The following is a 22,764-nucleotide window of genomic DNA, read 5'->3' on the forward strand; positions in this document are numbered from 1 at the left end:
CATGGGTTGGGGGCGACTGAAGCGCCCCTCAGGGGCGCGGGCCGTTATCGATATGCGGCTCCGCCGCGTGGGCGTGACCAGCCACAAACCACCCGCGGCCGCCTACGACACCCGAGGCGAGGCGACGCTGCGGCGCACAACGATGTGCGTACCGAGCAAGTGATGGTTCCCGGCGGCATGGTCAGGGTCACGCAGCGCAATGCGCACCGCAGCGCGTCCAAGTTCCTCGGCCGGCGTACGAACAGTCGTCAGTGGCGGATTGAAGTCCTCGGCCAGCGGAATGTCGTTGTACCCGACGACCGAGATGTCCTCGGGCACCCTCAGACCAGCGTCGGCGATGGCACGCAGCGCCCCTGCGGCAACCATGTCGTCCCCGGCGACCACGGCCGTGAACTCCAGCGTCTCCTTGAGGAGTTCGGTCATCGCCCGCAGACCCGCCGCCCGCCCCAGGCCACAGTCGACGACGCGCGCGGCCGCCGCGGGCACGCCGTGTTCGGCGAGCGCGGCCCGGTAGCCGGCGACGCGGGCGTCCAGAGCCGTGTTGCCGGGCAGTCCGCCGAGGAAGACGATCCGGCGGTGCCCGGCGGAGAGCAGATGCCCGGTGACGGCCCGGGCACCGGCCTCGTTGTCGAACTCGACGACCAGTGCGGGGATCTCGGGACCCGGAGCGGGCCGGCCGCACAGCACCAGCCGCGCCCCCGACGCGTCCAGCGCCTGCGCGTAGTGGGCCACGCGCGAGCGATACGCGTCGTCCTCGACGACCCCGCCGACCAGGATCACCAGCCGTGCCCCCTCCTCCCGCATCAGCTGCACGAACTCCATCTCGCGCTGCGGATCCCCGCCGGTCGCGCCGACCACGCACAGCCAGCCCCGGTCGGCCGCCTCGGCCTCGACGCCCTCGGCGACCTGGGCGTAGAAGGGGCTGGTGACCTGGCGGACGACGACGGCGGCCATCTTCCGGCCGCCGCCCACCAGGGCACGGGCGTGGGCGTTGGCGACGTAGTCGAGGTCGCTGGCGGCCCGCAGCACGCGGGTCCGGGTGGAGGTGGGCACGGGATGGTTGCCGCTGAGCGCGCGCGACGCGGTGGCGACGGACACGCCGGCCCGTTCGGCGACCTCGCGGATCGTCACCCTCCGCCTGGGCCCCGTGTCCCCCATGGTGTTCCCCATCCCCCGCGCCTCCTGTTCCGCCGGCCCGCCGCTCACGCGCCCGCCGCGTGGTCCTTCGCGAACTCCTCGGCCATTCTGTCGCCGCCCCGGGACCGCCACGTCTTCACGGCCGCGTCCCATTCCGTCAGCGGCAGCCGCCCCGCGACGATGCCGGTGACCGTGTCGTCGAGGAGGGCCTTCAAGGTGGTGCCCTGGGAGTTCCTGGTGCGGGACTGGAGGCCGAAGGAGGCGTCGCGGACGGCGTGCGGGACGACCTTCCGCTGCCAGGTGTGCAGGGCGCGTACGGCGTCCGGCCTGCCCGGTACGAACAGCACCTGGGGGCCTTCGGCGAGGTACTTCAGCGGCAGGTTGGTGTTGTTCTCGGTCTCGCCGAGCTTGGTGGGCTCGGGTGAGCCGTCCTTGCCGCGGGTGAAGTGGGTCCCCTCGACGCCGTAGTGGACGAGTTCCCACTCCTGGCTGCCGAAGGGGGCGGCGAGGTGGTCGAGGACGCGCAGGAGCAGCTCGATCCGTTCCTTCTTCGCCTTCTTCAGCACGGTGTATCCGAAGGAGCGGCGGGCCGCGACGATGCCGCCCGGTTCGCCGCCGACGCTGTACGGGAGCGCCGCGGCCGGGGTCATCCCGTCCGGTGCCTCGCGGTACTTGGGCAGGTAGGCGCCGAAGCCGTCCTGCATGGAGCCGACGGTGCCGTTGTAGTAGAGGGTGGTCAGGTCGATCTGGGAGATGGACGTGGCGTCGGGGTGGTAGCAGCCGTCCTTGCGCAGCCGTGCCTGGAAGGCGATGGACGCCTTGTACCGTTCGTCGGCGCAGGCCGGCAGGAAGGTGCCGTCCTTGGTGACGGCCCAGTTCTGGGGCGCGTTGTGGGCGGCGGAGTGGACGGCGTTGCCGAACAGGGAGCCGTTGGCGGCACCGAGCGCGTACGTACGACCGCTGGTGGCCCGCTTGGCCACGGCGGCGAAGTCGTCGGAGGTCCAGCCCTCCTTCATGCCCGCGTCGGCGAACATGCCCTGGTTGAGCCAGAGGGTGGAGCCGGGCAGCGGGCGTTCCAGCGGGATGCCGTAGAGGCGGCCGCCGATACGGCCCATGTCGCGCCAGGCGTGGGTGGGGATGCCGGCGAGGTTGGGATAGTCGGTGATCGCCTCGCCGGAGAGGAAGGGGGTGAGGTCCTCGGCGCGCCGCTGGACGAACTCGGCCTCGCGGGGCAGGACGAAGCCGGAGAACAGGTTGATGATGTCGGGCAGGGTGTCGGCGTCGGCCGCCATCACCGTCGCCATCTTCTTCTGGTAGTCGGCCTGGGAGACGATCGTGTACTCGATCCTCACCCCGAGGGCCTTCTCGACGGCCGCCCAGAACCGGTTGGCGGAGGCCGGCTTGGGCGGGGTGCCGAAGGAGACCGACATGACCTTGACGGTGGAGCCGTCGCCGGGCGTGCGGGCGACGGACTTGACGAGGTCGGCGGGGTAGGAGGTGTAGCCGGCCTGCACTCCGGCGTCGGTGGGGGCGAGGTCCGGCTTGGGGCCCGCGGCGGCCCGGTACGCGGGCCAGGGGGCGAGCTCCTTGCCCGCGTTGGAGACGTTGCTGTCGCCGGAGCTCGTGGAGCAGGCGGTCAGCAGACCGGGGACGGCGGCTGCGGCGCCACCGGCGGCGACGGAACGCAGTACGGTACGTCGTGACATGCCGGGCATGGGCGAATCACCTCTCTGCGTACGGATATTGATGCTGCGTCAGCTCTTGATGGCGCCGGTGAGCACGCCCTTGGTGAAGTACTTCTGCAGGAACGGGTAGACGAGCAGGATCGGGACGGTGGCGATCACCAGGACCGCCATCTGCACGGTCTGCGGCGCGGTGACGGTCCCCTCGCCGGTGGTGGCGTCGGTGAGTCCGGAGCCCGCGATGACGTAGGTGCGCAGGACCTGCTGGAGGGGCCAGTGGTCGCTCTCCAGGTAGAGCGAGGCGTAGAACCAGGAGTTCCAGTAGGCCACCGCGTAGAAGAGCCCCACGACGGCGAGCGCGGCCTTGGACAGCGGCAGTACGACGGAGACGAGCACCCGCCAGTGCCCCGCCCCGTCGAGCCGCGCGGCCTCGTACAGCTCCTCGGGGATGCCCTGGAAGAAGCCGCGCAGGACGACGAGGTTGAAGACGTTGACGAGGACGGGCAGCACCAGCGAGGCATAGCTGTCCAGCAGGCCGAGTTCCTTGACCAGCAGGAAGCCCGGGATCATGCCGGGCGGGAAGAGGAAGGTGAACAGGACCAGGAGCAGGACCGGCCGGCCGCCGAGGACGCCTGGGCGGGAGAGGGCGTAGGCGAGGGTGACGGTGCAGGCGAGGCTGAGCAGGGTGCCGACGACCGTCACGCCCGCGCTGACGCCGAGGGCGTGGGTGACGATGCCGCCGTCGAGGATGTCGCGGTAGGCGTCCAGGCTGGGCTCGGTCGGCCACAGCACCCAGCCGCCGTTCGCCACGACCTCGTCGGTGGAGGCGAGCGAGGTCGAGACGATGACGAGGAACGGCACGCAGACCAGGAGCACCACGGCGACGAGGGCCACCGCCTTCGCACCCTGGGTGACGGGCCTCGGCTTCTCCATCCAGCCCGGCCGGGCGGGGGAACGGGTTCCGGGGCTCACTTGTAGACCCCCTGTTCGCCGAGGCGGTGGGCGACCTTGTTGGCGGCGTAGACGAGGAGCGCGCCGATGACGCCCTTGAACAGGCCCGCGGCGGCGGCGAATCCGTAGTCGCCGCCGACGATGCCCTGGTAGTAGACGAAGGTGTCGATGATCTCGGCGGCCTCGGGGCCGACCGCGTCGCGCTGGAGGAGCATCTGCTCGAAGCCGACGGAGAGGATGTCGCCGAGCCGCATGATCAGCAGCAGCACGATCACCGGGCGGATGGCGGGCAGGGTGACGTGCCAGAAGCGTCGCCAGGGCCCGGCGCCGTCGATCGCGGCGGCCTCGTACTGCTGCTCGTCGACCTGGGCGAGGGCGGCGAGGAAGATGATCGTGCCCCAGCCGGCGTCCTTCCAGATGACCTGGGCGACCACGAGCGGCTTGAAGGCGTCGGGGTCGCCGATGATGTCGACGGTGTGCAGCCCCATGCCGTCCAGCGAGGAGTTGAGCAGCCCGGTGTCGCCGAGGACCTGCTGGAAGAGGGCGACGACGATCACCCACGAGATGAAGTGCGGCAGATACGCCACCGACTGCACGAAGCGGCGGACCGTGCTCCAGGTGAGGCTGTGCAGGAGCAGGGCGAGGGCGAGCGGCACCGGGAAGTAGAAGACGAGCTGGAGGACGGCGATCCAGATCGTATTGAGGACGGAGTCCCAGAACGCGCCGTCCTCGAACATCCGCTGGAAGTTGCCGAGACCCACCCAGGGGCTGCCCCAGAGGCCGTCGAAGGGCACGTACTCCTTGAAGGCGATGACGTTGCCGACCAGGGCGCCGTAGTGGAACAGCAGGAAGTAGGCGAGGCCGGGGAGCATGAGCAGGAGGAGGGCGCGGGATTGAAACCGTTTACGCTCCACTGATCCCCTCGTATCTCGGAGTTGGAGTGAGGGGAAGTTAAAACGTTTTCAGACGCCGGTCAACAGCCCTGACAAGAAGGGCTGTTGACCGGGGTCGCCGCGGGACGGCCTCGCGGGGTCAGTTCCTGCCGCGCCGCGCCAGGGCCACCGCACCCCCGCCCGCGAGGAGCAGGGCGACCGCGCCGCCCGCGATGTACGGCGTCATCGAGCTGCCGCCGGTCTCCGCGAGGCCCTCGTCGCCGGACTCGCCCTGGGGCTTCACGTCACCGGCCGAACCGGCACCCGGGTCGGTACTGGGCTCGGCGCTCGGGTCCGTCTGCCGCGCGGGCTCGGCCGGGGTCTCGCAGGTCGCCTCGGCCAGGGTCAGGGTGCCCTGGACGTCGGCCACGTTCAGCTTCAACGGGTTGACGGACACCTTGAGTTCGAGGGCGGTGGCGGCCGCCGTACGCGAGGTCTCCTCCGTCCTGGAGTAGTCGAGGCGCACGTCGCCGACGCCGGGCACCTTGACGTTCGTGGTGCCGCCGGCGGTCAGGGTGACCTTCTTGCCCAGGACGGTGACATCGCCGAGGAGGTTGGAGGTGGCGGTGGGCGTCCTGCCGGCCTCACAGGTCGCCTTGGAGGTGACCTGGCCGACCTCGATGAGCGAGAGCAGCGGCAGACCGGGGACATGGACCTTGGCGTGGGCGAGGTGGGTGTATCCCTCGGCCTTGCCGCCCTCGACCGTGGCCTTCGACTGGGCGACCTCGGCGTTCAGCACGCTGAAGGGCCGGCCGCCGTCGACGCCGTTCAACTCGGCGGTCAGCGTGGTCTTCTCGGCGCTCTGCGGCGCCCGCACCTCGTTGAGGGAGACCGCGAGCGGGACGTTCACGGTCTTGTTGAGCAGGGAGACGTCGAGCCCGGTGCGGAGCACGACGGCGCTCGCGCGACCCTCGTCACCGGTCGCGTGCGCGGTGCCCGCGGCGCCCAGGGCCGCGGGACCGGCGGCCAGGGCGGTGGCCGTCGCGACGGTGGCGAGACGGCGTGCGGGCAGGCGGAAGTTCTTGCCGTTCAAGGTGGGGACCCCCAGAGGAGACTTGCTCGGGACCCGGCAAGAATCGCGTACCGAGAGTGAACAGTCAGCAATCCGCCAGGACTTCACTCCTACGTGGGGTTTCCGTGAACCTTTTCGAATCCCGCGGCACGGGTGTTCCATGCTTTCACCGTCGCACCGGCATCTTTCCGAATACGCCGGTTGACGCCCCGGAGCGCGGGACGGCGTGCACTACGGCCCACCGCCGGATTCCGTCACGCTCCGTCGCGGCCCGTGGGGCTCAGCCGACGACCCGCCCGTTCAGCACCACGCGCCGGGGCGAGGCCAGCACCCGTACGTCCGCCCGCGGGTCGGACTCGTACACCACGAGGTCGGCCGCGGCGCCCTCCTCCAGGCCGGGGCGGCCCAGCCAGCTCCGGGCCGACCAGGTCGTCGCCGCGAGGGCCTCGACCGCGGGGATGCCGGCGGTGACCAGTTCCTCCACCTCGGTGGCCACCAGGCCGTGCGGCAGGGTGCCGCCCGCGTCGGTGCCGACGAAGACCGGGATGCCGGCGTCGTAGGCGGAGCGGACGGTGTCGTAGCGGCGCTCGTGGAGCCGGCGCATATGGGCCGACCAGCGGGGGAACTTGGACTGGCCGCCGTCGGCCAGCTTCGGGAAGGTCGCGATGTTCACGAGGGTGGGCACGATGGCCACCCCGCGCTCGGCGAACAGCGGGATGAGGTCCTGGGTGAGACCGGTGGCGTGCTCGATGCAGTCGATGCCCGCCTCGACCAGGTCCTGGAGGGAGTCCTCGGAGAAGCAGTGCGCGGTGACCCGGGCGCCCAGCCGGTGCGCCTCCGCGATGCCCGCCTCGACAGCGTCCCGTGGCCAGGTCGGTGCCAGGTCCCCGAGGTCGCGGTCGATCCAGTCGCCGACCAGCTTGACCCAGCCGTCGCCGCGGCGGGCCTCCTGGGCGACGTAGGCGACCAGGTCCTCCGGTTCGATCTCGTGGGCGTAGCCGCGGATGTAGCGGCGGGTGCGGGCGATGTGCCGGCCCGCCCTGATGATCTTCGGCAGGTCCTCGCGGTCGTCGACCCAGCGGGTGTCGGAAGGCGAGCCGGCGTCGCGGATGAGCAGGGTGCCGGCCTCGCGGTCGGTGAGCGCCTGCTTCTCCGCGACGTCGTCGTCGACCGGGCCGTGCGGGCCGAGGCCGACGTGGCAGTGCGCGTCGACGAGGCCGGGGAGGGCCCAGCCCGCCACCGTCCGGACGTCGCGGGCGTCGACGGGCCGGTCGTACGAGATCCGGCCGTCGACGACCCACAGCTCGTCCCGGACGTCGTCGGGACCGACGAGGACCCGGCCCTTCACGTGCAGCACCGCGCGTTCGCTCATGACTGCACCCTAATCAGCCGCTAGTCGCCCTTGCCGACCTGGTCGGAGGTCCCCTCCTCCACCTCGGCCATCGCCGGGTCCAGGAGGCGGGACAGGAAGTGGCGGGTGCGTTCGTGCCGGGGGTTGCCGATGACCTGGTCGGGGGTGCCGTCCTCGACGATCACTCCGCCGTCCATGAAGACGACCCGGTCGGCGACCTCGCGCGCGAAGGTCATCTCGTGGGTGACGACCATCATGGTCATGCCCTCGTTCGCCAGCATGCGCATCACCGCCAGTACGTCCCCCACCAGCTCGGGGTCCAGCGCCGACGTCGGCTCGTCGAAGAGCATCACCGCGGGGCCCATGGCGAGCGCGCGGGCGATGGCGACGCGCTGCTGCTGGCCGCCGGAGAGGGAGGCGGGGTACGCCGACGCCTTCTCCGCGAGGCCGACGCGCTCCAGGTTCTCGGCGGCGACCTTCGCGGCGGCGGCCTTGTCCCGCTTGAGGACCCGCCGCTGCGGCAGGGTCAGGTTCTCGGTCACCGTGAGGTGCGGGAACAGGTTGAACTGCTGGAAGACCATGCCGATACGGCGGCGTACGGCGTCGATGTCGACGTCCGGGTCGGTGAGCTCGGCGCCGCCGACGAAGACCTGGCCCTTGCTGGGCTCCTCGAGCAGGTTCACGCACCGCAGCAGCGTCGACTTGCCCGAGCCGGACGGGCCGATCACACAGACGACCTCGCCCTGCTTGATCTCCAGGTCGATGCCGCGCAGCACCTCGTTGTCGCCGAAGGACTTGTGCAGTCCGCGGACGTCGATCTCCGGCCGGGAGCCAAGGGTGTTGTCAGTCACTTCACGGCCTCCTGGGCCTTCGCCTCCATGCGGCGTACGACGAAGCCGAGCGGGATGGTCACCAGCAGGTAGCACAGGCCCGCGACCAGGATCGGCGTGGAGTTCGCGGTCTGGCTGGCCAGGTCGCGGCCGAACTTGGACAGCTCGCGCTCCTCCAGCGTCACACCGAGGAACAGCACCAGCGAGGAGTCCTTGAAGAGCAGGACGAGTTCGTTGGTCAGCGGCGGGAGGATGATCCGGAACGCCTGCGGGATGATGATCGAGATCATGGCGCGGGCGGGCGAGAAGCCGAGCGAGCGGGCCGCCTCCATCTGCCCCTTGGGCACGGCCTGGATGCCCGCGCGGATCGTCTCCGCCATGTACGCGGCGGCCACCAGGCCGAGCGCGAGCGCCACCTTGCCGTAGGTTCCGCCCGGGATCTCCGTACCCGGGAAGGCCAGCGGCACGGCGACCCCGATGAAGATGAAGATCAGCAGGGCGGGCAGACCGCGGAAGATCTCGATGTAGACGCCGGCGAGCCAGCGGTACGGACCCACGGACGACAGCCGCATCAGCGCGATCACCATGCCGAGCACCAGTCCGACGGCGAAGCCGGACACGGTGTACAGCACGGTGTTCTTCAGCGCGAGCGTGATGACCTCGGGGAACATCTGCTCCGCGATGGCCTTCTGCGCGAACTGGTTCTGCAGCCGGTCCCAGTCGGCCGCGACCGCGAAGGCGATCACGGCCGCGACGAAGACGATGTACTGGACGCCGCGGGACAGGCTGCGCTTCTGGCGCCGGGTCAGGCCCTTCTTCTTCGGCTGGAGTCGTACGTCCGTTCCGGTCATGAGGCGGACGGAGACGCGGACGCCGCGGACTCGTCGTAGGGGCCGATCCACTGCTCGTACAGCTTCTTGTACGTGCCGTCCGCCTTCGCGTCCTTGATCGCCTTGTTGATGGCCTCGCGGAGCTTGGTGTTGCCCTTCTTCACCGTGAAGCCGTACTGCTCACCGGTGTTGATCTGCTCGGCGACCTCGAAGGCGTCCGCGTTGGCCTTGTCCTTCAGCCAGCCCTGGACGACCGGGTAGTCGATGACGACCGCCTCGACCTGGCCGGTGCGCAGGCCGTTGATCACGGCGTCGGAGGACTCGAAGGAGACCGGGTCCAGGCCCTTGCCCTTGGCGTAGTCCTCGCCGGTGGTCTGCGCCTGGGCGCCGACCTTCTTGCCCTTGAGGTCGGCGAAGGACGAGATGCCGCTCTTCTTGTCGACCAGGACGGCCTGGGTGGCCTCGAAGTACGGGTCCGAGAAGTCGACGTTCTTCTTGCGCTCCTCGGTGATGGTCATGCCGGCGGCGGCGAGGTCGCACTGGCCGGCGTTGAGGGACCCACCGGTCTTGAAGTTCTCGAAGGGCTGGTCGACGATCGCCTGCTTCACGCCCAGGTCGTCCGCGACCAGGTCGACGAGGGCGACGTCGAAGCCCTGCACCTTGCCGTCGATCTCCGACTGGAAGGGCGGGTACGGCAGGTGGGTGCAGGTGGTGAGCCGGCCCGCCTTGACGACTTCGACACCGCCGGCCGCCGTCTTCGAACCGCTGCCGCCGTTGCCGTCGGAGGAGCAGCCGGCCACGAGCACCAGCCCGGCCGTCGCGGTGGTGGCGGCCAGAACGCGGGTCCGGCGCCCGAGGGTCGTCTTCACGGGGGGCCTCCTGTCAGGGAACTATGAGTTCCGATTATAAGGAGAGGTTTGAGATCCCCAAACCAAACCGATGGTTACGGGGCCGTTCGACCTAAGAAGTCGGGTGTGAGAAGGGGTGTTGGGGTGCGCGGTTACGCTCGTCACGTCGTCCCCCGGAGCGCAGAGAGCGAAGAGAGCCCGCCGTGACCCACCCCGCCTCGACCCATCCCTTCCTGGACCTGGCCCCGCTGAGCGCCGCCCGATTCGCCGCCATCGAGGACCGGGTGGCGTGGCTGCTCGGCACCGAGCAGGACGTCGTGATCATGCAGGGTGAGGCGCTGCTGCCGTTGGAGGGGGCGATCCGGGGGACGGCCGGGCCCGGCACGGTCGCCCTGAACGTGATCACCGGTCCGTACGGGCAGACCTTCGGTGACTGGCTGCGGGACTGCGGGGCGACCGTGATCGATCTGGCGGTGCCCTTCCACACGGCGGTCACCGCGGACCAGATCCGGGAGGCCTTCGCCGAGCACCCGGAGATCGACTTCGTGTCCCTGGTGCACGCGGAGGCGGCGACCGGCAACACCAACCCCGTCGCGGAGATCGGTGAGGTCGTGCGGGCGCACGGGGCACTGTTCTACCTGGACGCGGTGGCGTCGGTCGGGGCGGAGCCGGTGCTGCCGGACGCGTGGGGTGTGGACCTGTGCGTCATCGGGGCGCAGAAGGCGATGGGCGGGCCGGCCGGGGTGTCGGCGGTGTCGGTGAGCGAGCGGGCGTGGGCGCGGATGGCGTCGAATCCGCGGGCGCCGCGGCGGTCGTATCTGTCGCTGCTGGACTGGAAGGAGCGGTGGGTCGACGGGGGACGGAAGGTGCTGCTGCATGCGCCCGCGCAGCTGGAGATGCTGGCGCTGGAGGCGTGTGTGGAGCGGATCGAGGGGGACGGGCTGGAGGCGGTGATGGGCCGGCACCGGGCCGCCGCGCTGTCCACCCGGGCCGGGGCGGTGGCTCTGGGTGGGGGGTTGGAGCCGTATGTGCACGACGCCCGTGAGGCCGCTCCGGTCGCCACCACGCTGCGGGTGCCGGCGGGGGTGGTCGCGTCGGAGGTGGTGACGCGGGCGGTGGCGAGTGATCCGGGGTTGCCGCTGGTCGCCGGTGGTGGGGCGTTGGCCAAGGAGATGATCCGGGTCAATCACTACGGTGCGGATGCGAGGGTGGGTGTGGTGCGGGGGTGCCTGGCGGCGCTGGGCGCTGCGCTGGCGGAGCAGGGGCTGGGTGTGGATGTGGAGGGCGCGCTGCGGGCGGTTGACGCCGCCTGGCACTGACCCCGCTTTCCTCGCCCCCGCCGCCCCTACCCGTCCCATCCTTCTGGGGCTCCGCCCCAGACCCCGCTCCTCAAACGCCGGAGGGGCTGGATTTGCCGGGCCGGGGCTGGATCTTTCAGCCCGTCCGGCGCTTGAGGGGCGGATCGGGGACGGACGATGGCAGGGGTCGAGGTCAGTCTGCGGTGGGGGCTCATTCACATGATCGAGGAGTACGCGCGACACAACGGTCACGCCGATATTCTGCGAGAACGCATCGACGGTGTAACCGGAGCCTGAATTCAACGTAATTCCAGGAATTCTTTTCAGGGCAGCTTCCCCTGTTCTTCTGCCCGCTTTCTCCAGCCCTAAACACAAAGATTTAGCGAACGCCATCCGTACCAATTCGGACAGGTCTCGTGAGAGTTACACGGCTGTGACGCGTTCCACATCGTGACCGTTTTGTACTGGATTTAAGGGACGGAATTGGGCACTTCACCCCGGTGAGCCATGGGCTCTCACGCCCGCGTGATAACACACCCACCGCTCATACGTAACCCCACACGGCCATGCAATTTCGAATTTCCCTCGGTAAATTCAATTCGCATGACTGCCGCACAAGCAGACCTGCAAATCGACCGTCCGGCGGTGGCCGACGGGGCCGCGCTGTGGCGGATTGCCAGAGACTCCAAGGCCCTCGACCTCAACTCGTCGTACAGCTATCTGCTGTGGTGCCGCGACTTCGCCGGCACGTCGGCCGTCGCCCGCGACGAGCGCGGGGAGCCGGTCGGCTTCGTCACCGGATACGTGCGGCCGGAGCGACCGCGCACCCTGCTCGTCTGGCAGGTGGCCGTGGACGACGCCTACCGCGGACGCGGCATCGCCGCCGCGCTGCTCGACGGGCTCGTCGCACGGGTCGGCGGCGAGTACGGCGTCACGAACATCGAGACCACCATCACCCCCGGCAACATCGCCTCCGAGCGCCTGTTCGACGCCTTCGCCGAGCGGCACGGTGCCGCCCTGGAGCGCGAGGTGCTGTTCCCCACCAGCCTGTTCCCCGACGGGCCGCACGACCCCGAGGTCCTGTACCGCATCGGTCCCCTCTCCCTCTGACTTTCCCCACACGCAACGAGGAGCGATTCGTCGTGACCATCACCCAGCCCGACCTCAGCGTCTTCGAGACCCTGGAGTCCGAGGTGCGCAGCTACTGCCGCGGCTGGCCCACCGTCTTCGACCGCGCGCGCGGCAGCCGTATGTACGACGAGGACGGCCACGAGTACCTGGACTTCTTCGCCGGTGCCGGTTCACTGAACTACGGGCACAACAACCCCGTCCTGAAACGGGCGTTGATCGACTACCTGGAGCGGGACGGCGTCACGCACGGGCTCGACATGTCCACCAGCGCCAAGCGGGCCTTCCTGCAGACCTTCCAGGACCTGGTGCTGCGGCCGCGTGACCTCCCGTACAAGGTCATGTTCCCCGGCCCCACGGGCACCAACGCCGTGGAGTCGGCGCTCAAGCTGGCCCGGAAGGTGAAGGGGCGCGAGGCCATCGTGTCGTTCACCAACGCCTTCCACGGCATGTCGCTGGGCTCGCTGGCCGTCACCGGCAACGCCTTCAAGCGGGCCGGCGCCGGCATCCCGCTCGTGCACGGCACGCCGATGCCGTTCGACAACTACTTCGACGGCACGGTCGAGGACTTCCTGTGGTTCGAGCGGCTGCTCGAGGACCAGGGATCCGGGCTGAACAAGCCCGCCGCCGTGATCGTGGAGACCGTGCAGGGCGAGGGCGGCATCAACGTCGCCCGCCCGGAGTGGCTGCGGGCGCTGGCCGAGCTGTGCGAGCGGCAGGACATGCTGCTCATCGTCGACGACATCCAGATGGGGTGCGGGCGTACCGGGGCCTTCTTCTCGTTCGAGGAGGCGGGCATCACCCCCGACATCGTCACCGTGTCGAAGTCGATCAGCGGGTACGGACTGCCCATGTCCCTGTGCCTGTTCAAGCCGGAGCTGGACATCTGGGAGCCGGGCGAGCACAACGGCACCTTCCGCGGCAACAACCCCGCCTTCGTCACGGCCACCGCGGCCCTGGAGGCGTACTGGGCGGACGGGTCCGCGATGGAGAAGCAGACCCGTAAGCGCGGTGAGCAGATCGAGCAGGCGCTGATCTCCATCACCGAGGAGAACCTCGCCGACGTCAAGGAGTACCGCGGGCGCGGGCTCGTGTGGGGCCTGGAGTTCCACGACAAGGAGCGCGCCGGACGGGTCGCGCACCGGGCGTTCGAACTCGGGCTGCTCATCGAGACGTCGGGCCCCGAGAGCGAGGTCGTGAAGCTGCTTCCGGCGCTCACGATCACCCCGGAAGAGCTGGACGAGGGACTCAGCGTCCTCGCCCGCTCCGTCCGGGAAACCATCTGAAACACCACCTAGGAGGCATCGCAGCACCGTGATCGTCCGTTCGTTCAAGGAGATCGAAGGCACCGACCGCCATGTGAAAGCGGCGTCCGGCACCTGGGAGAGCAAACGCATCGTCCTCGCCAAGGAGAAGGTCGGCTTCTCACTGCACGAGACGATCCTGTACGCGGGTACGGAGACGTCGATGTGGTACGCGAACCACATCGAGGCCGTCGTCTGCGTCGAGGGCGAGGCCGAGCTGACCGACCACGAGACCGGGCGGACGCACACGATCACGCCCGGAACCATGTACCTCCTGGACGGGCACGAGAGGCACACGTTGCGGATCAAGGAGGACTTCCGCTGCCTCTGTGTCTTCAACCCGCCCGTGACCGGCCGGGAGGACCACGACGAGAACGGCGTCTACCCGCTGCTCACCGAGCCCGAGGAGGTGTGAGAAACCCATGACCACCGCCATGACCGGAAACGTCACCGATCTCTACCCCAGCCGCGGCGCCACCGAGGTGTCGACCCCGCGCCAGGACCCCGTCGTGTGGGGCTCCCCCGACACGCCGGGCCCGATCGCCACCGGTGACCTGCAGTCCTTCGAGCGCGACGGCTTCCTCGCCATCGACCAGCTCATCACCGAGGACGAGGTCGCGGTCTACGCACAGGAGCTGGAGCGGCTGGTCACCGACCCGGGGATCCGCGCGGACGAGCGCTCGATCATCGAGCCGAAGTCCAAGGAGATCCGGTCCGTCTTCGAAGTGCACAAGATCAGCGAGGTGTTCGCCTCCCTGGTGCGCGACGAGCGGGTCGTCGGGCGGGCACGGCAGATCCTCGGCTCGGACGTGTACGTCCACCAGTCGCGGATCAACGTCAAGCCGGGCTTCGGGGCGAGCGGCTTCTACTGGCACTCGGACTTCGAGACCTGGCATGCCGAGGACGGTCTGCCCAACATGCGGACGGTGTCCGTCTCGATCGCGCTGACCGAGAACTACGACACCAACGGCGGGCTCATGATCATGCCCGGCTCGCACCGCACCTTCCTCGGATGCGCGGGGGCCACGCCGAAGGACAACTACAAGAAGTCCCTGCAGATGCAGGACGCGGGCACGCCCTCGGACGAGGCGCTGACCAAGATGGCCTCCGAGTACGGCATCAAGCTGTTCACGGGCAAGGCCGGTTCGGCGACCTGGTTCGACTGCAACTGCATGCACGGCTCCGGCGACAACATCACGCCGTTCCCGCGCAGCAACGTGTTCATCGTGTTCAACAGCGTGGAGAACGCGGCCGTGGAGCCCTTCGCGGCTCCGGTACGGCGGCCGGAGTTCATCGGCGCGAGGGACTTCACGCCGGTGAGGTGACACTGCGCCGGCCGGGCCGGGCGCCTTAGAGCTCGGGGGGCGCGGGTTGTGTGGCGAGTGCCGCTGCGTTGTGGCTGGTCGCGCCCACGCGGCGGAGCCGCGAATCGACACAGCCCCGCGCCCCTTGAGGCGGCTACGCCGCCTCAAGGGGCGCCTCGCCGGTGGTTCAGGAGGACAGGACGTCCAGCAGGCGGTCGACGTCGGCCGCCGTGTTGTAGAGGTGGAAGGCCGCGCGCAGGTTGCCCGCGCGGTTGGAGACCTCGATGCCGGCCGCGCTCAACTCGGGCTGACGCCCGCCGAGTCCGGGAACGGAGACGATCGCCGAGCCGGGCGCGGGCACCGGTTCGTGGCCGAGGGTCGTCAGTCCGGCGCGGAAGCGGTCGGCGAGGTCGAGGTCGTGGGCCTGGATGGCGGGGACCCCGAGTTCCTCGACGAGCTCCAGGGAGGCGCGCAGCCCCGCGTAGCTGAAGAGGCCGGGGCTGATGTCGAAGCGCCGGGCCGAGTGGGCGAGGTCCTGGACGGGGCCGTAGCAGCTGTCCCAGGGGAGTTCCCCGGCGACCCAGCCGGCGAGCAGCGGCGTCAGGCCGCCGAAGTCCTCCGGGACGACGCAGAACGCGGCCCCGTGCGGGCCCAGCAGCCACTTGAAGCCGACGGCGGCGACGAAGTCGTGCTCGCCGGCCGCCAGCGGCAGCCAGCCGGCCGACTGGGAGGCGTCGACGTAGGTGCGGGCCCCGTGCGCCTCGGCCGCCGCGCGCACGGCGGGCAGGTCGGCGATCCGGCCGTCGGCGGACTGGGCGGCGCTGACCGCGACGAGGGCGGTGTCCGGGCGGACCGACTCGGCGAGGCGCTCCAGCGGGACGGCGCGAACCTTGAGGTCGCCGCGCATGTGGAAGGGGTTCACGAGGGAGGCGAAGTCGGCCTCCGCGGTGAGGACTTCGGCGCCGGCGGGCAGCGAGGCGGCGATCAGCCCGCCGTACTCGGCGACCGAGGCACCGGTCGCGACCCGCTCGACGGGCACACCTGCCAGCCGGGCGAAGGACGCGCGCACCGCCTCCACGTCCTCGTACAGGGGCCCGAGCGGCGTGCCCGCGGCCCGCATCCGCACGGCCCGGTCCAGGGCGGTGACGGTGCGGGCCGGCAGCAGGCCGTTGCTCGCGGTGTTGAGATAGACGTTCTTCGGGGCGAACTCGGCACGGACCAGGCTCTCGAAGGTCTCCATGGCTCCACTCTGGGCCCTGAACACCTGTCGGTCCATTGCGATTCTTTACGTGGTTTCGCTAAGCAACGCTTATGGATCCGCCCCGACCTGCGTGTTCGCCCGGCGGCTCAGTGCTGCGGCACCGCGCACCCGTCGGGACCGCAGGCGTCCGCGTCACCCTGGTCGATGAGCTGGAGTGGCGACCGGTCGCCCCACGCCTGGGCCAGCGCCTGCGTGAAGACCTCGGCGGGCTGGGCGCCGGAGACGCCGAACCTGCGGTCGAGGACGAAGAACGGCACCCCGTTGGCACCGAGCTCGGCGGCCTCGCGCTCGTCGGCGCGGACGTCGTCGGCGTAGGCGTCCGGGTCCGCGAGCACCTTACGGACGTCGTCGGCGTCCAGCCCGGCGGCGACGGCCAGCTCCACGAGCCGCTCGTCGCCCTCGGTGAACACCGACCGTTCCTCGGCGAAGTTCGCCCGGTAGAAGGCCTGGATCAGCGCGTCCTGCCTGCCCTGCTCCTTGGCGAGGTGCAGCAGCCGGTGCATGTCGAAGGTGTTGCCGTGGTCGCGGCCCTGGGTGCGGTAGTCGAGCCCCTCCGCGGCGGCCTGCGCGCCGAGGTTGTCCTCGCCGGCCTGTGCCTGCGCCTCGCTCATGCCGTACTTCCTGGTGAGCATCGTGATGACGGGCTGTACGTCGCCCTTGGCGCGTCCGGGGTCCAGTTCGAACGAGCGGTGCACCACCTCGACCTGGTCGCGGTGCGGAAAGGCGTCGAGCGCCTTCTCGAAGCGGGCCTTGCCCACGTAGCACCAGGGGCAGGCGATGTCGCTCCAGATCTCGACGCGCATGTCTGTGGCTCTCTCCAGTCGTACGGCTCGGAGACTCCCTCCGCTTAATGCGTGAACCTTCAATCAGCCGACTTCATTCCCCGGGACGGAGAAGCGCAGAAAGAGATGGTGGTCGCCGTCGGCCGGCGGGTTCTCCGGGTCCGGAACCCAGCCCTGACGGGCGTAGAAGCCCTGGGCGCGCCGGTTGTCGACATGCACGTCCAGCACGGCCGTCCGCTTCCCGTCGGCCCGCCACTCCTCGACGCAGGCCGCGTGCAGGGCGGCGCCGACGCCGGAGCGCCAGTGGTCGGGGTCGACGTGGAACTGGAACAGCTTGACCGTGTCACCGGGGGCGCCCTCCGGGGTGCGGAAGGAGGCCAGCCCGATGATGCGCCCCTCCTCGACGACGCACAGCACATGCCCGTCCGGCCGCGCGATGGCGCTTCGCCAGGAGGCGAGCCAGTCGGTGCCGTCCTGCGGGATCCCGTCGGGGTAGTACGTCCCCCGGGCGCGGGCGTGCAGCGCGACGACGTCCTCGGCCTCGGCGGGCACGGCGGTGCGAATCACACGGTTCGCGGTCATCCGGTCACTGATCATGCAACGGAGGACGTGGCTGCCGCGGTGCCGGTTCCGAGCCGGCTGAACTGCGCCCGGTAGCCGCTCGGCGTCAGTCCCGTACGCCGGACCAGGTGCCCCCGCAGCGAGTCGGCCGTGCCGAGGCCGCTGGCGTGGGCCACCTGGTCCATGGGCAGGGTGGTGGTCTCCAGCAGCTCCTTGGCACGCTCGATGCGCTGGTGGAGCAGCCACTGCAAGGGGCTCGCCCCGCTCTCGGCGTGGAAGCGGCGGGTGAGGGTGCGGACGCTGACGCCGGCGTGCCGGGCCAGGTCGGTGAGGGTGAGCGGCTTGTCGAGGTTGCGCATGGCCCAGCCCCGGGTGTCGGCGCAGGCCTCGCCGCGCTCGGGCGGCAGCGGGGTCTGGGTGAACTGGGTCTGGCCGCCGGGCCGTACGGGCGCGACGAGGGCACGCCGGGCGACCTCGTTGGCGACGGCGGCGCCGTAGTCGGTGCGGATGACGTGCAGGCACAGGTCGATGCCGGCGGCGTAGCCGGAGGAGGTGACGTAGGGCCCGTCCTGGACGTACAGCACGTCCCCGCGGAGCTGGACGTGCGGGTAGCGGCGGCGCAGCTCGTCGGCGTGCGCCCAGTACGTCGTGGCCCTGCGCCCGTGCAGCAGGCCCGCCTCGGCGAGCTGGAAGGCGCCGGTGCACAGGGACGCGATCCGCTTGCCGTCGGCGGCCGCCTCACGGACGGCGGTCACGATCCTGGCCTCCGGTTCGAAGGGTTCCCCGGTGCCGGCCACGAGCAGGGTGTCCGCCTCGCGCACGGCGTCGAGTCCATGACGTACGTACAGGTCGAGTCCCCCGGTGGTGGGCACCGGGCCCGGCTCTGCGGCGCAGATGACCACCTCGTAGCCGGGTTGTCCGTCCACCTCGACCTTGCCGAACAGCATCTCCGGGATGGCGAGGTTGAACATCGAGACGGGTGAGGGTGCGACGACGGCGATGCGGTGCGGGGCGCGCGACTGCGGCATGGCCAGAACCTCCGGGTGCATGGCGTTCCGGCCACTACTGTACGTCGGCCCGGGCCCGCAGCATGGAGGGCATGTCAACGAAGCAGACCCTGAAGGGCGACGAACTCGCCCTGCCACACGGCGAGTTGGAGCCCAGGAGGTCCTCCGCGGCCGTCACCCTCACCGCCGGTCTCCTCGGCTTCGCGCTGGTCTGCCTCGACGCGTCGATCGTGAACGTGGCCCTGCCCGCGATGGGTTCCTCGCTCGGGGGCGGGATGTCCGGCCTCCAGTGGGTCGTGGACGCCTACACCTTGGCGTTCGCCGCGCTGATGCTGTCGACCGGCGCGTTCTCGGACCGGGTGGGCGCGAGCCGGGCGTACGCGCTCGGTACCGCCGTGTTCACACTCGCCTCGGCGGCCTGCGGTCTGGCGCCGAACCTGCCGACGCTGATCGGCGCGCGGGTGGTGCAGGGCGTGGCGGCGGCCGTCGTGCTGCCGGCCTCGCTGTCGCTGGTGCGGCAGGCGTACGCCGATCCGGCGCGGCGAGCGCGGGCGGTGGCCGTGTGGGCGGCGGGCGGTTCGGCGGCGGTGGCGCTGGGTCCGGTGGCGGGCGGTGTGCTGACCACGGCGTGGGACTGGCGCGGGATCTTCTTCGTCAACCTCCCCGTCGGCGCCCTGATCCTCGTGCTGCTCCTGCGGGCCCCGCGCTCGGAACGCCGCCCGGCGCCGCTGGACGTGCCCGGCCAGGTGACGGCGGTGGTGGCGCTCACGGCGCTGACGTTCGCGGTGATCGAGGGCGGCACGGCGGGCTGGGCGGCGCTGGCGGTGGCCGTGGTGGCGGGTGCCGCGTTCCTGAGGATCGAGGCACGTCACCCGCATCCGGTCGTTCCGCTCGGCCTCTTCCGCGACCGGACCGTCGCGGTGACGGTGGCGGCCGGCGCGGCGGTCAGCGTGGCCTTCTACAGCATGGTGTTCGTCTTCTCGCTCTTCTTCCAGCAGGTGCAGGGCCGGTCCGCGCTGGAGGCCGGGCTGATGTTCCTGCCGATGACGGGCCTGATCGCGGTGACGAACGTGGTGGCGGGCAAGCTCGCGGGCCGCCACGGCGCCCGGCTGCCGATGCTGCTGGGGCAGGGCCTTGCCGTGGCGGGACTGCTCGCGATGCTGTACGTCGACACCGGCACGCCGCCGGTCGTGGTGGCTCTGCTCCTCGTCCCCATGGCCCTGGGCTGCGCGCTGACGGTGCCGCCGCTGACGGCGGCGATGCTGGAGGCCGTGCCCGCCGAGCGGGCGGGTCTGGCGGCCGGTGTGCTCAACGCGGCGCGGCAGATGGCCGGGGCGCTGGGGATCGCCGTGTTCGGGGCGCTGGTCTCCGACGGCTTCGTGACGGGGATGCGGCTGAGCCTGGTGGTCAGCGCGGCGCTGCTCGCGGTGACCGGCCTGCTCAGCTTCCGTCTCGCAGGTCCTTCGGCCAGTCGGGCCTGAACTCCAGGTGGTCGTACGTCACGACGCACCCCTCCCCCATCGGGGACTGTGCCATGAAGCCGACCAGGGCCGCGTCGGTCTCCTTCTCGTCGCCCAGTGTGAAGAGCCGGACGAAGGTCCAGTGCTCGCCGTCACGGGAGGCGTGGAAGGCGAAGGCCCGGCCGGTGCGGCTCACCCGCAGCCAGACCGAACTGCCCTCCACGGTGAAGGAGTTGGCGTCGTCGGAGTGCCCCCGCGTGACCACCGTGCAGACGGTGGGCACGTCCGGGGAGTACTCCAGGCAGAGCTTGGCCCAGGCCCGCTCCCCGACGTGGACGTAGAGCACCCCGGCGTCGAAGCCGGCGGCGAACCCGACGGTGACCCGTGCGATGAGCTGGAAGTCGCCCTCGGGCGCACCGAGGAGACGCGGCGCGTCGGAGGCGGGGTCGAGGCCCTCGTCGGTGGGCGGCACGAAGCGGTCCTGGCGAGGGCCGGCCCATCCGGAGAGGATGCCGTCCTCGTAGGCCCAGTGACCGTCGGGGCCGTAGCTGCGGAGGGGAAAAGGCAGTTCAGGAAGTTCCATGTCCATCCCCGGATTCTTTCAGTTTCCCCTCCGCCATGGGCCCTCAATTCGTTCAGCGTTCGAGGCGACCGTTGAACCGCCGCGGCAGTCCGAGGGGGTTGTCGTCCCGCAGCTCAGGCGGCAGCAGTGCCTCGGGGGCGCCCTGATACGCGACCGGCCGCATCCAGCGCTCGATCGCCGTACCGCCGACGGACGTCGACGTGGAGGTCGTCGCCGGGTAGGGACCGCCGTGATGCTGGGCCGCCGCGACCGCAACGCCCGTCGGCCACCCGTTCACCAGCACGCGCCCGGCCAGCGGCGTCAGCTCCGCGAGGATCTGGGCGCCGCGGCCCTCGCCCGCCGCCTCCTCGGCGGAGAGGTGGACCGTCGCCGTGAGGTTGCCGGGCAGCCGGGACAGCACGGCCTGGGCCTGCGCGTCGTCGTCGTAGCGGACCACGACGGTCACCGGGCCGAAGCACTCCTCCAGCAGCAGGTCGTACGCGCCCTCGCCGGCCAGCTTCTCGGCCGCGACCGTCAGGAAGCCGGGGCTCACGGTGTGCTCGCCGCCGGCGCCCGGCGTCACCGGGGTCTCCACGTCGGGCAGCTCGGCACGCTCGGCGACCCCGGCGATGAAGTTGTCCCGCATGCGGTGGTCGAGGAGGACACCGGCGTCGGTGTCGCTGACGGCGTCCGTGAGCGACTTGACCAGGCCGTCACCCGCGGCGCCGGACGGCACCAGCACCAGGCCGGGCTTCACGCAGAACTGGCCGACGCCCAGCGTCATGGAGCCGGCCAGCCCGGCGCCGATCGCCTCGGCGCGCTCGGCGGCGGCGGCCTCGGTGATCACGACCGGGTTCAGGGACCCCAGCTCGCCGTGGAACGGGATCGGCACCGGCCGCGCGGCCGCCGCGTCGAAGAGGGCGCGCCCGCCCCGGATGGAACCGGTGAAGCCGGCCGCGGCGACCAGCGGGTGCCTGATCAGCTCGATGCCGGCCTCGAAGCCGTGGACGAGGCCGATGACGCCCTCGGGGATGCCGTGCTCGGCGGCGGCCCGGCGCAGGACGGCCGCGACCAGCTCGGACAGCGCCGGGTGGTCGGGGTGGGCCTTGACGACGACCGGACAGCCGGCGCCGAGCGCGCTCGCGGTGTCACCGCCGGCCACGGAGAAGGCGAAGGGGAAGTTGGACGCCGAGTAGACGGCGACGACACCGAGGGACACCTTGTAGCGGCGCAGGTCCGGGATCGGCGGGGTCGCGGTGTCGTCGGGGTGGTTGATCACGACGTCGAGGAAGGCGCCCTCGTCGACGATGTCCGCGAAGGCCCGCAGCTGGAAGCAGGTGCGGGCGAGTTCACCGGTGAGGCGGACCGGGCCTAGCGCGGTCTCGGCGTCGGCGGCCTCGACGAGCTGGTCCTTGGCCGCCTGGAGCTTGTCGGCGGCGGTGCGCAGGAAGGCCGCGCGGACCGTGCGGTCGGCGAGGGCGCCGCGCGCTTCGTGCGCGGCGCGGACGGCGGTGTCCACCTCCTGGGCTGTGGCCTCCACCGCAACCTGTTCACGCTGCTTCCCGGTTCGGGGGTCGACACTCCAGACTGGTGCTGCTGCCACCGCGGGTCCCTCCACACATGTATTGCCGCAGTACGGGGTCATCCACCAGGCTCGTTCGATATACTGAACGCTGTCTCTGATGATGAATATGCTTCGGAGACTATTTCCCGTCCAACGAAGGGGTCAAGGGCGATGTCGGCTGGCGAGACGGGCGGCGGGGCGCAGGTCAAGTCCGCGGTACGGACGGTTGAACTGCTGGAATACTTCGCCGGACGCCCCGGCATGCACTCCCTCGCGTCGGTCCAGGAGGCCGTCGGATACCCGAAGTCCAGTCTCTACATGTTGCTGCGCACGCTCGTGGAGCTGGGCTGGGTGGAGACGGACGCGACGGGCACGCGGTACGGCATCGGCGTCCGGGCGCTGCTGGTCGGCACCTCCTACATCGACGGCGACGAGGTGGTCGCGGCGGCCCGCCCGACCCTGGACCGCCTGTCGGACGACACGACGGAGACCATCCACCTGGCCCGGCTCGACGGCACGAACGTCGTCTACCTGGCCACCCGGCAGTCCCAGCACTACCTGCGGCCCTTCACCCGGGTCGGCCGCCGCCTCCCGGCGCACTCCACCTCCCTCGGCAAGGCGCTGCTGAGCACCTACTCGGACGAACAGGTCCGCAAGCTGCTCCCGGAGACGCTGCCCGCGCTGACCGAGAACACGATCACCGACCGCGAGAAGCTGATCGAGGAGCTCCACCAGGTCCGCGAGCAGGGCTTCGCCGTCGATCGCGAGGAGAACACGCTGGGGCTGCGCTGCTTCGGCGTCGCGATCCCGTACCGCACGCCGGCCCGCGACGCGATCAGCTGCTCGGTGCCGGTGGCCCGGCTGACCCCTGCCCACGAGCAGATGGTGAAGGACGCGCTGTTCGACGCGCGCGACCGGCTGACGCTGGCCACCCGCCGGCTCTGACTCCCTAGGCTCTGT

General features: G+C 70.7%; 22 protein-coding genes and 1 pseudogene. 8 read left to right on the top strand and 15 right to left on the bottom strand.

Going from position 1 to position 22,764, the window contains the following annotated elements:
• Window positions 1–102: 102 nt before the first annotated feature.
• The 9 genes from ACZ4UU_RS00380 to ACZ4UU_RS00420 all read right to left on the bottom strand — a co-directional run bounded on the left by ACZ4UU_RS00380 (window position 103) and on the right by ACZ4UU_RS00420 (window position 9,594).
• Window positions 103–1,170, bottom strand: coding sequence for a LacI family DNA-binding transcriptional regulator (locus ACZ4UU_RS00380; RefSeq protein WP_468035534.1), 1,068 nt, complete (start codon window positions 1,168–1,170; stop codon window positions 103–105).
• A 32-nt stretch (window positions 1,171–1,202) separates the two neighbouring features.
• Window positions 1,203–2,852 carry a type 2 periplasmic-binding domain-containing protein gene (locus ACZ4UU_RS00385; RefSeq protein WP_468035536.1) on the bottom strand — a complete coding sequence of 550 codons (1,650 nt, stop codon included), beginning with the start codon at window positions 2,850–2,852 and terminating at the stop codon, window positions 1,203–1,205.
• A 39-nt stretch (window positions 2,853–2,891) separates the two neighbouring features.
• Window positions 2,892–3,752, bottom strand: a complete 861-nt coding sequence (locus tag ACZ4UU_RS00390; protein ID WP_468036384.1) for a carbohydrate ABC transporter permease — start codon at window positions 3,750–3,752, stop codon at window positions 2,892–2,894.
• 35 nt (window positions 3,753–3,787) lie between these two features.
• The gene (locus ACZ4UU_RS00395) at window positions 3,788–4,642 is read right to left on the bottom strand and encodes an ABC transporter permease (RefSeq protein WP_468035538.1); all 855 of its coding nucleotides are present in this window, start codon (window positions 4,640–4,642) and stop codon (window positions 3,788–3,790) included.
• A gap of 160 nt (window positions 4,643–4,802) precedes the next feature.
• Complete coding sequence (locus ACZ4UU_RS00400; protein WP_468035540.1) at window positions 4,803–5,735, bottom strand: SCO1860 family LAETG-anchored protein; 933 nt, start codon at window positions 5,733–5,735, stop codon at window positions 4,803–4,805.
• A gap of 259 nt (window positions 5,736–5,994) precedes the next feature.
• Entirely contained in the window at window positions 5,995–7,086 is a 1,092-nt protein-coding gene (locus ACZ4UU_RS00405) for an amidohydrolase family protein (RefSeq protein ID WP_468035542.1), read from the bottom strand.
• A 20-nt stretch (window positions 7,087–7,106) separates the two neighbouring features.
• Complete coding sequence (locus ACZ4UU_RS00410) at window positions 7,107–7,916, bottom strand: amino acid ABC transporter ATP-binding protein (protein ID WP_468035544.1); 810 nt, start codon at window positions 7,914–7,916, stop codon at window positions 7,107–7,109.
• The gene (locus tag ACZ4UU_RS00415) at window positions 7,913–8,746 is read right to left on the bottom strand and encodes an amino acid ABC transporter permease (protein ID WP_468035546.1); all 834 of its coding nucleotides are present in this window, start codon (window positions 8,744–8,746) and stop codon (window positions 7,913–7,915) included. The genes ACZ4UU_RS00410 and ACZ4UU_RS00415 overlap by 4 nt, the downstream gene beginning before the upstream one ends.
• Window positions 8,743–9,594 carry a transporter substrate-binding domain-containing protein gene (locus ACZ4UU_RS00420; protein ID WP_468035548.1) on the bottom strand — a complete coding sequence of 284 codons (852 nt, stop codon included), beginning with the start codon at window positions 9,592–9,594 and terminating at the stop codon, window positions 8,743–8,745. The genes ACZ4UU_RS00415 and ACZ4UU_RS00420 overlap by 4 nt, the downstream gene beginning before the upstream one ends.
• 182 nt (window positions 9,595–9,776) lie before the next feature.
• Between ACZ4UU_RS00420 and ACZ4UU_RS00425 the strand changes: the two genes are divergently transcribed.
• The 6 genes and pseudogenes from ACZ4UU_RS00425 (at window position 9,777) to thpD (ending at window position 14,628) form a co-directional block, all read left to right on the top strand.
• Window positions 9,777–10,892 carry a pyridoxal-phosphate-dependent aminotransferase family protein gene (locus ACZ4UU_RS00425; RefSeq protein ID WP_468035550.1) on the top strand — a complete coding sequence of 372 codons (1,116 nt, stop codon included), beginning with the start codon at window positions 9,777–9,779 and terminating at the stop codon, window positions 10,890–10,892.
• Between the two features lie 156 nt (window positions 10,893–11,048).
• A pseudogene (locus tag ACZ4UU_RS00430) lies at window positions 11,049–11,168 on the top strand (mycothiol transferase); the annotation flags it as partial.
• 306 nt (window positions 11,169–11,474) lie between these two features.
• Window positions 11,475–11,981 (top strand): diaminobutyrate acetyltransferase, encoded by a 507-nt coding sequence (ectA, locus tag ACZ4UU_RS00435; protein ID WP_468035552.1) that lies wholly within the window; start codon window positions 11,475–11,477, stop codon window positions 11,979–11,981.
• Between the two features lie 32 nt (window positions 11,982–12,013).
• Window positions 12,014–13,285, top strand: coding sequence for a diaminobutyrate--2-oxoglutarate transaminase (gene ectB, locus ACZ4UU_RS00440; protein WP_048583630.1), 1,272 nt, complete (start codon window positions 12,014–12,016; stop codon window positions 13,283–13,285).
• Between the two features lie 28 nt (window positions 13,286–13,313).
• On the top strand, window positions 13,314–13,718 hold the full coding sequence (locus tag ACZ4UU_RS00445) for an ectoine synthase (RefSeq protein WP_468035554.1): 405 nt from the start codon (window positions 13,314–13,316) through the stop codon (window positions 13,716–13,718).
• A gap of 7 nt (window positions 13,719–13,725) precedes the next feature.
• Entirely contained in the window at window positions 13,726–14,628 is a 903-nt protein-coding gene (gene thpD, locus ACZ4UU_RS00450; protein ID WP_468035555.1) for an ectoine hydroxylase, read from the top strand.
• 166 nt (window positions 14,629–14,794) lie between these two features.
• Here thpD and ACZ4UU_RS00455 read toward each other — a convergent pair whose 3' ends face one another.
• The 4 genes from ACZ4UU_RS00455 to ACZ4UU_RS00470 all read right to left on the bottom strand — a co-directional run bounded on the left by ACZ4UU_RS00455 (window position 14,795) and on the right by ACZ4UU_RS00470 (window position 18,239).
• Entirely contained in the window at window positions 14,795–15,847 is a 1,053-nt protein-coding gene (locus tag ACZ4UU_RS00455) for an aminotransferase class V-fold PLP-dependent enzyme (protein ID WP_468035557.1), read from the bottom strand.
• A gap of 107 nt (window positions 15,848–15,954) precedes the next feature.
• Window positions 15,955–16,671, bottom strand: coding sequence for a DsbA family oxidoreductase (locus ACZ4UU_RS00460; protein WP_468035559.1), 717 nt, complete (start codon window positions 16,669–16,671; stop codon window positions 15,955–15,957).
• Window positions 16,672–16,734: 63 nt separating this feature from the next.
• Complete coding sequence (locus tag ACZ4UU_RS00465) at window positions 16,735–17,247, bottom strand: GNAT family N-acetyltransferase (RefSeq protein WP_468035561.1); 513 nt, start codon at window positions 17,245–17,247, stop codon at window positions 16,735–16,737.
• Window positions 17,244–18,239, bottom strand: coding sequence for a GlxA family transcriptional regulator (locus ACZ4UU_RS00470; protein WP_468035563.1), 996 nt, complete (start codon window positions 18,237–18,239; stop codon window positions 17,244–17,246). The genes ACZ4UU_RS00465 and ACZ4UU_RS00470 overlap by 4 nt, the downstream gene beginning before the upstream one ends.
• 71 nt (window positions 18,240–18,310) lie before the next feature.
• Here ACZ4UU_RS00470 and ACZ4UU_RS00475 point away from each other — a divergent pair, with 71 nt between their 5' ends.
• Complete coding sequence (locus ACZ4UU_RS00475) at window positions 18,311–19,699, top strand: MFS transporter (RefSeq protein ID WP_468035564.1); 1,389 nt, start codon at window positions 18,311–18,313, stop codon at window positions 19,697–19,699.
• On the opposite strand, the gene ACZ4UU_RS00480 is transcribed toward ACZ4UU_RS00475, so the two are convergent.
• Both ACZ4UU_RS00480 and ACZ4UU_RS00485 read right to left on the bottom strand, forming a co-directional pair.
• Window positions 19,659–20,267 (bottom strand): DUF1349 domain-containing protein, encoded by a 609-nt coding sequence (locus ACZ4UU_RS00480; protein ID WP_468035565.1) that lies wholly within the window; start codon window positions 20,265–20,267, stop codon window positions 19,659–19,661. The genes ACZ4UU_RS00475 and ACZ4UU_RS00480 overlap by 41 nt on opposite strands.
• Before the next feature lie 46 nt (window positions 20,268–20,313).
• Window positions 20,314–21,843, bottom strand: a complete 1,530-nt coding sequence (locus ACZ4UU_RS00485) for an aldehyde dehydrogenase (NADP(+)) (RefSeq protein WP_468035567.1) — start codon at window positions 21,841–21,843, stop codon at window positions 20,314–20,316.
• A gap of 132 nt (window positions 21,844–21,975) precedes the next feature.
• Here ACZ4UU_RS00485 and ACZ4UU_RS00490 point away from each other — a divergent pair, with 132 nt between their 5' ends.
• Complete coding sequence (locus tag ACZ4UU_RS00490; protein WP_217208659.1) at window positions 21,976–22,749, top strand: IclR family transcriptional regulator; 774 nt, start codon at window positions 21,976–21,978, stop codon at window positions 22,747–22,749.
• Window positions 22,750–22,764 lie beyond the last annotated feature (15 nt).

The organism is Streptomyces sp. NPDC028907 (assembly GCF_055564995.1).

What these genes read in the sequence shown, in the direction of transcription:
- ACZ4UU_RS00380 (WP_468035534.1), bottom strand. Translation starts at nt 1,170, where the DNA reads ATGGGGAACACCATGGGGGACACGGGGCCCAGGCGGAGGGTGACGATC.
- ACZ4UU_RS00385 (WP_468035536.1), bottom strand. Translation starts at nt 2,852, where the DNA reads ATGCCCGGCATGTCACGACGTACCGTACTGCGTTCCGTCGCCGCCGGT.
- ACZ4UU_RS00390 (WP_468036384.1), bottom strand. Translation starts at nt 3,752, where the DNA reads ATGGAGAAGCCGAGGCCCGTCACCCAGGGTGCGAAGGCGGTGGCCCTC.
- ACZ4UU_RS00395 (WP_468035538.1), bottom strand. Translation starts at nt 4,642, where the DNA reads ATGCTCCCCGGCCTCGCCTACTTCCTGCTGTTCCACTACGGCGCCCTG.
- ACZ4UU_RS00405 (WP_468035542.1), bottom strand. Translation starts at nt 7,086, where the DNA reads ATGAGCGAACGCGCGGTGCTGCACGTGAAGGGCCGGGTCCTCGTCGGT.
- ACZ4UU_RS00415 (WP_468035546.1), bottom strand. Translation starts at nt 8,746, where the DNA reads ATGACCGGAACGGACGTACGACTCCAGCCGAAGAAGAAGGGCCTGACC.
- ectA (WP_468035552.1), top strand. Translation starts at nt 11,475, where the DNA reads ATGACTGCCGCACAAGCAGACCTGCAAATCGACCGTCCGGCGGTGGCC.
- thpD (WP_468035555.1), top strand. Translation starts at nt 13,726, where the DNA reads ATGACCACCGCCATGACCGGAAACGTCACCGATCTCTACCCCAGCCGC.
- ACZ4UU_RS00455 (WP_468035557.1), bottom strand. Translation starts at nt 15,847, where the DNA reads ATGGAGACCTTCGAGAGCCTGGTCCGTGCCGAGTTCGCCCCGAAGAAC.
- ACZ4UU_RS00460 (WP_468035559.1), bottom strand. Translation starts at nt 16,671, where the DNA reads ATGCGCGTCGAGATCTGGAGCGACATCGCCTGCCCCTGGTGCTACGTG.
- ACZ4UU_RS00465 (WP_468035561.1), bottom strand. Translation starts at nt 17,247, where the DNA reads ATGATCAGTGACCGGATGACCGCGAACCGTGTGATTCGCACCGCCGTG.
- ACZ4UU_RS00470 (WP_468035563.1), bottom strand. Translation starts at nt 18,239, where the DNA reads ATGCCGCAGTCGCGCGCCCCGCACCGCATCGCCGTCGTCGCACCCTCA.
- ACZ4UU_RS00475 (WP_468035564.1), top strand. Translation starts at nt 18,311, where the DNA reads ATGTCAACGAAGCAGACCCTGAAGGGCGACGAACTCGCCCTGCCACAC.
- ACZ4UU_RS00480 (WP_468035565.1), bottom strand. Translation starts at nt 20,267, where the DNA reads ATGGACATGGAACTTCCTGAACTGCCTTTTCCCCTCCGCAGCTACGGC.
- ACZ4UU_RS00490 (WP_217208659.1), top strand. Translation starts at nt 21,976, where the DNA reads ATGTCGGCTGGCGAGACGGGCGGCGGGGCGCAGGTCAAGTCCGCGGTA.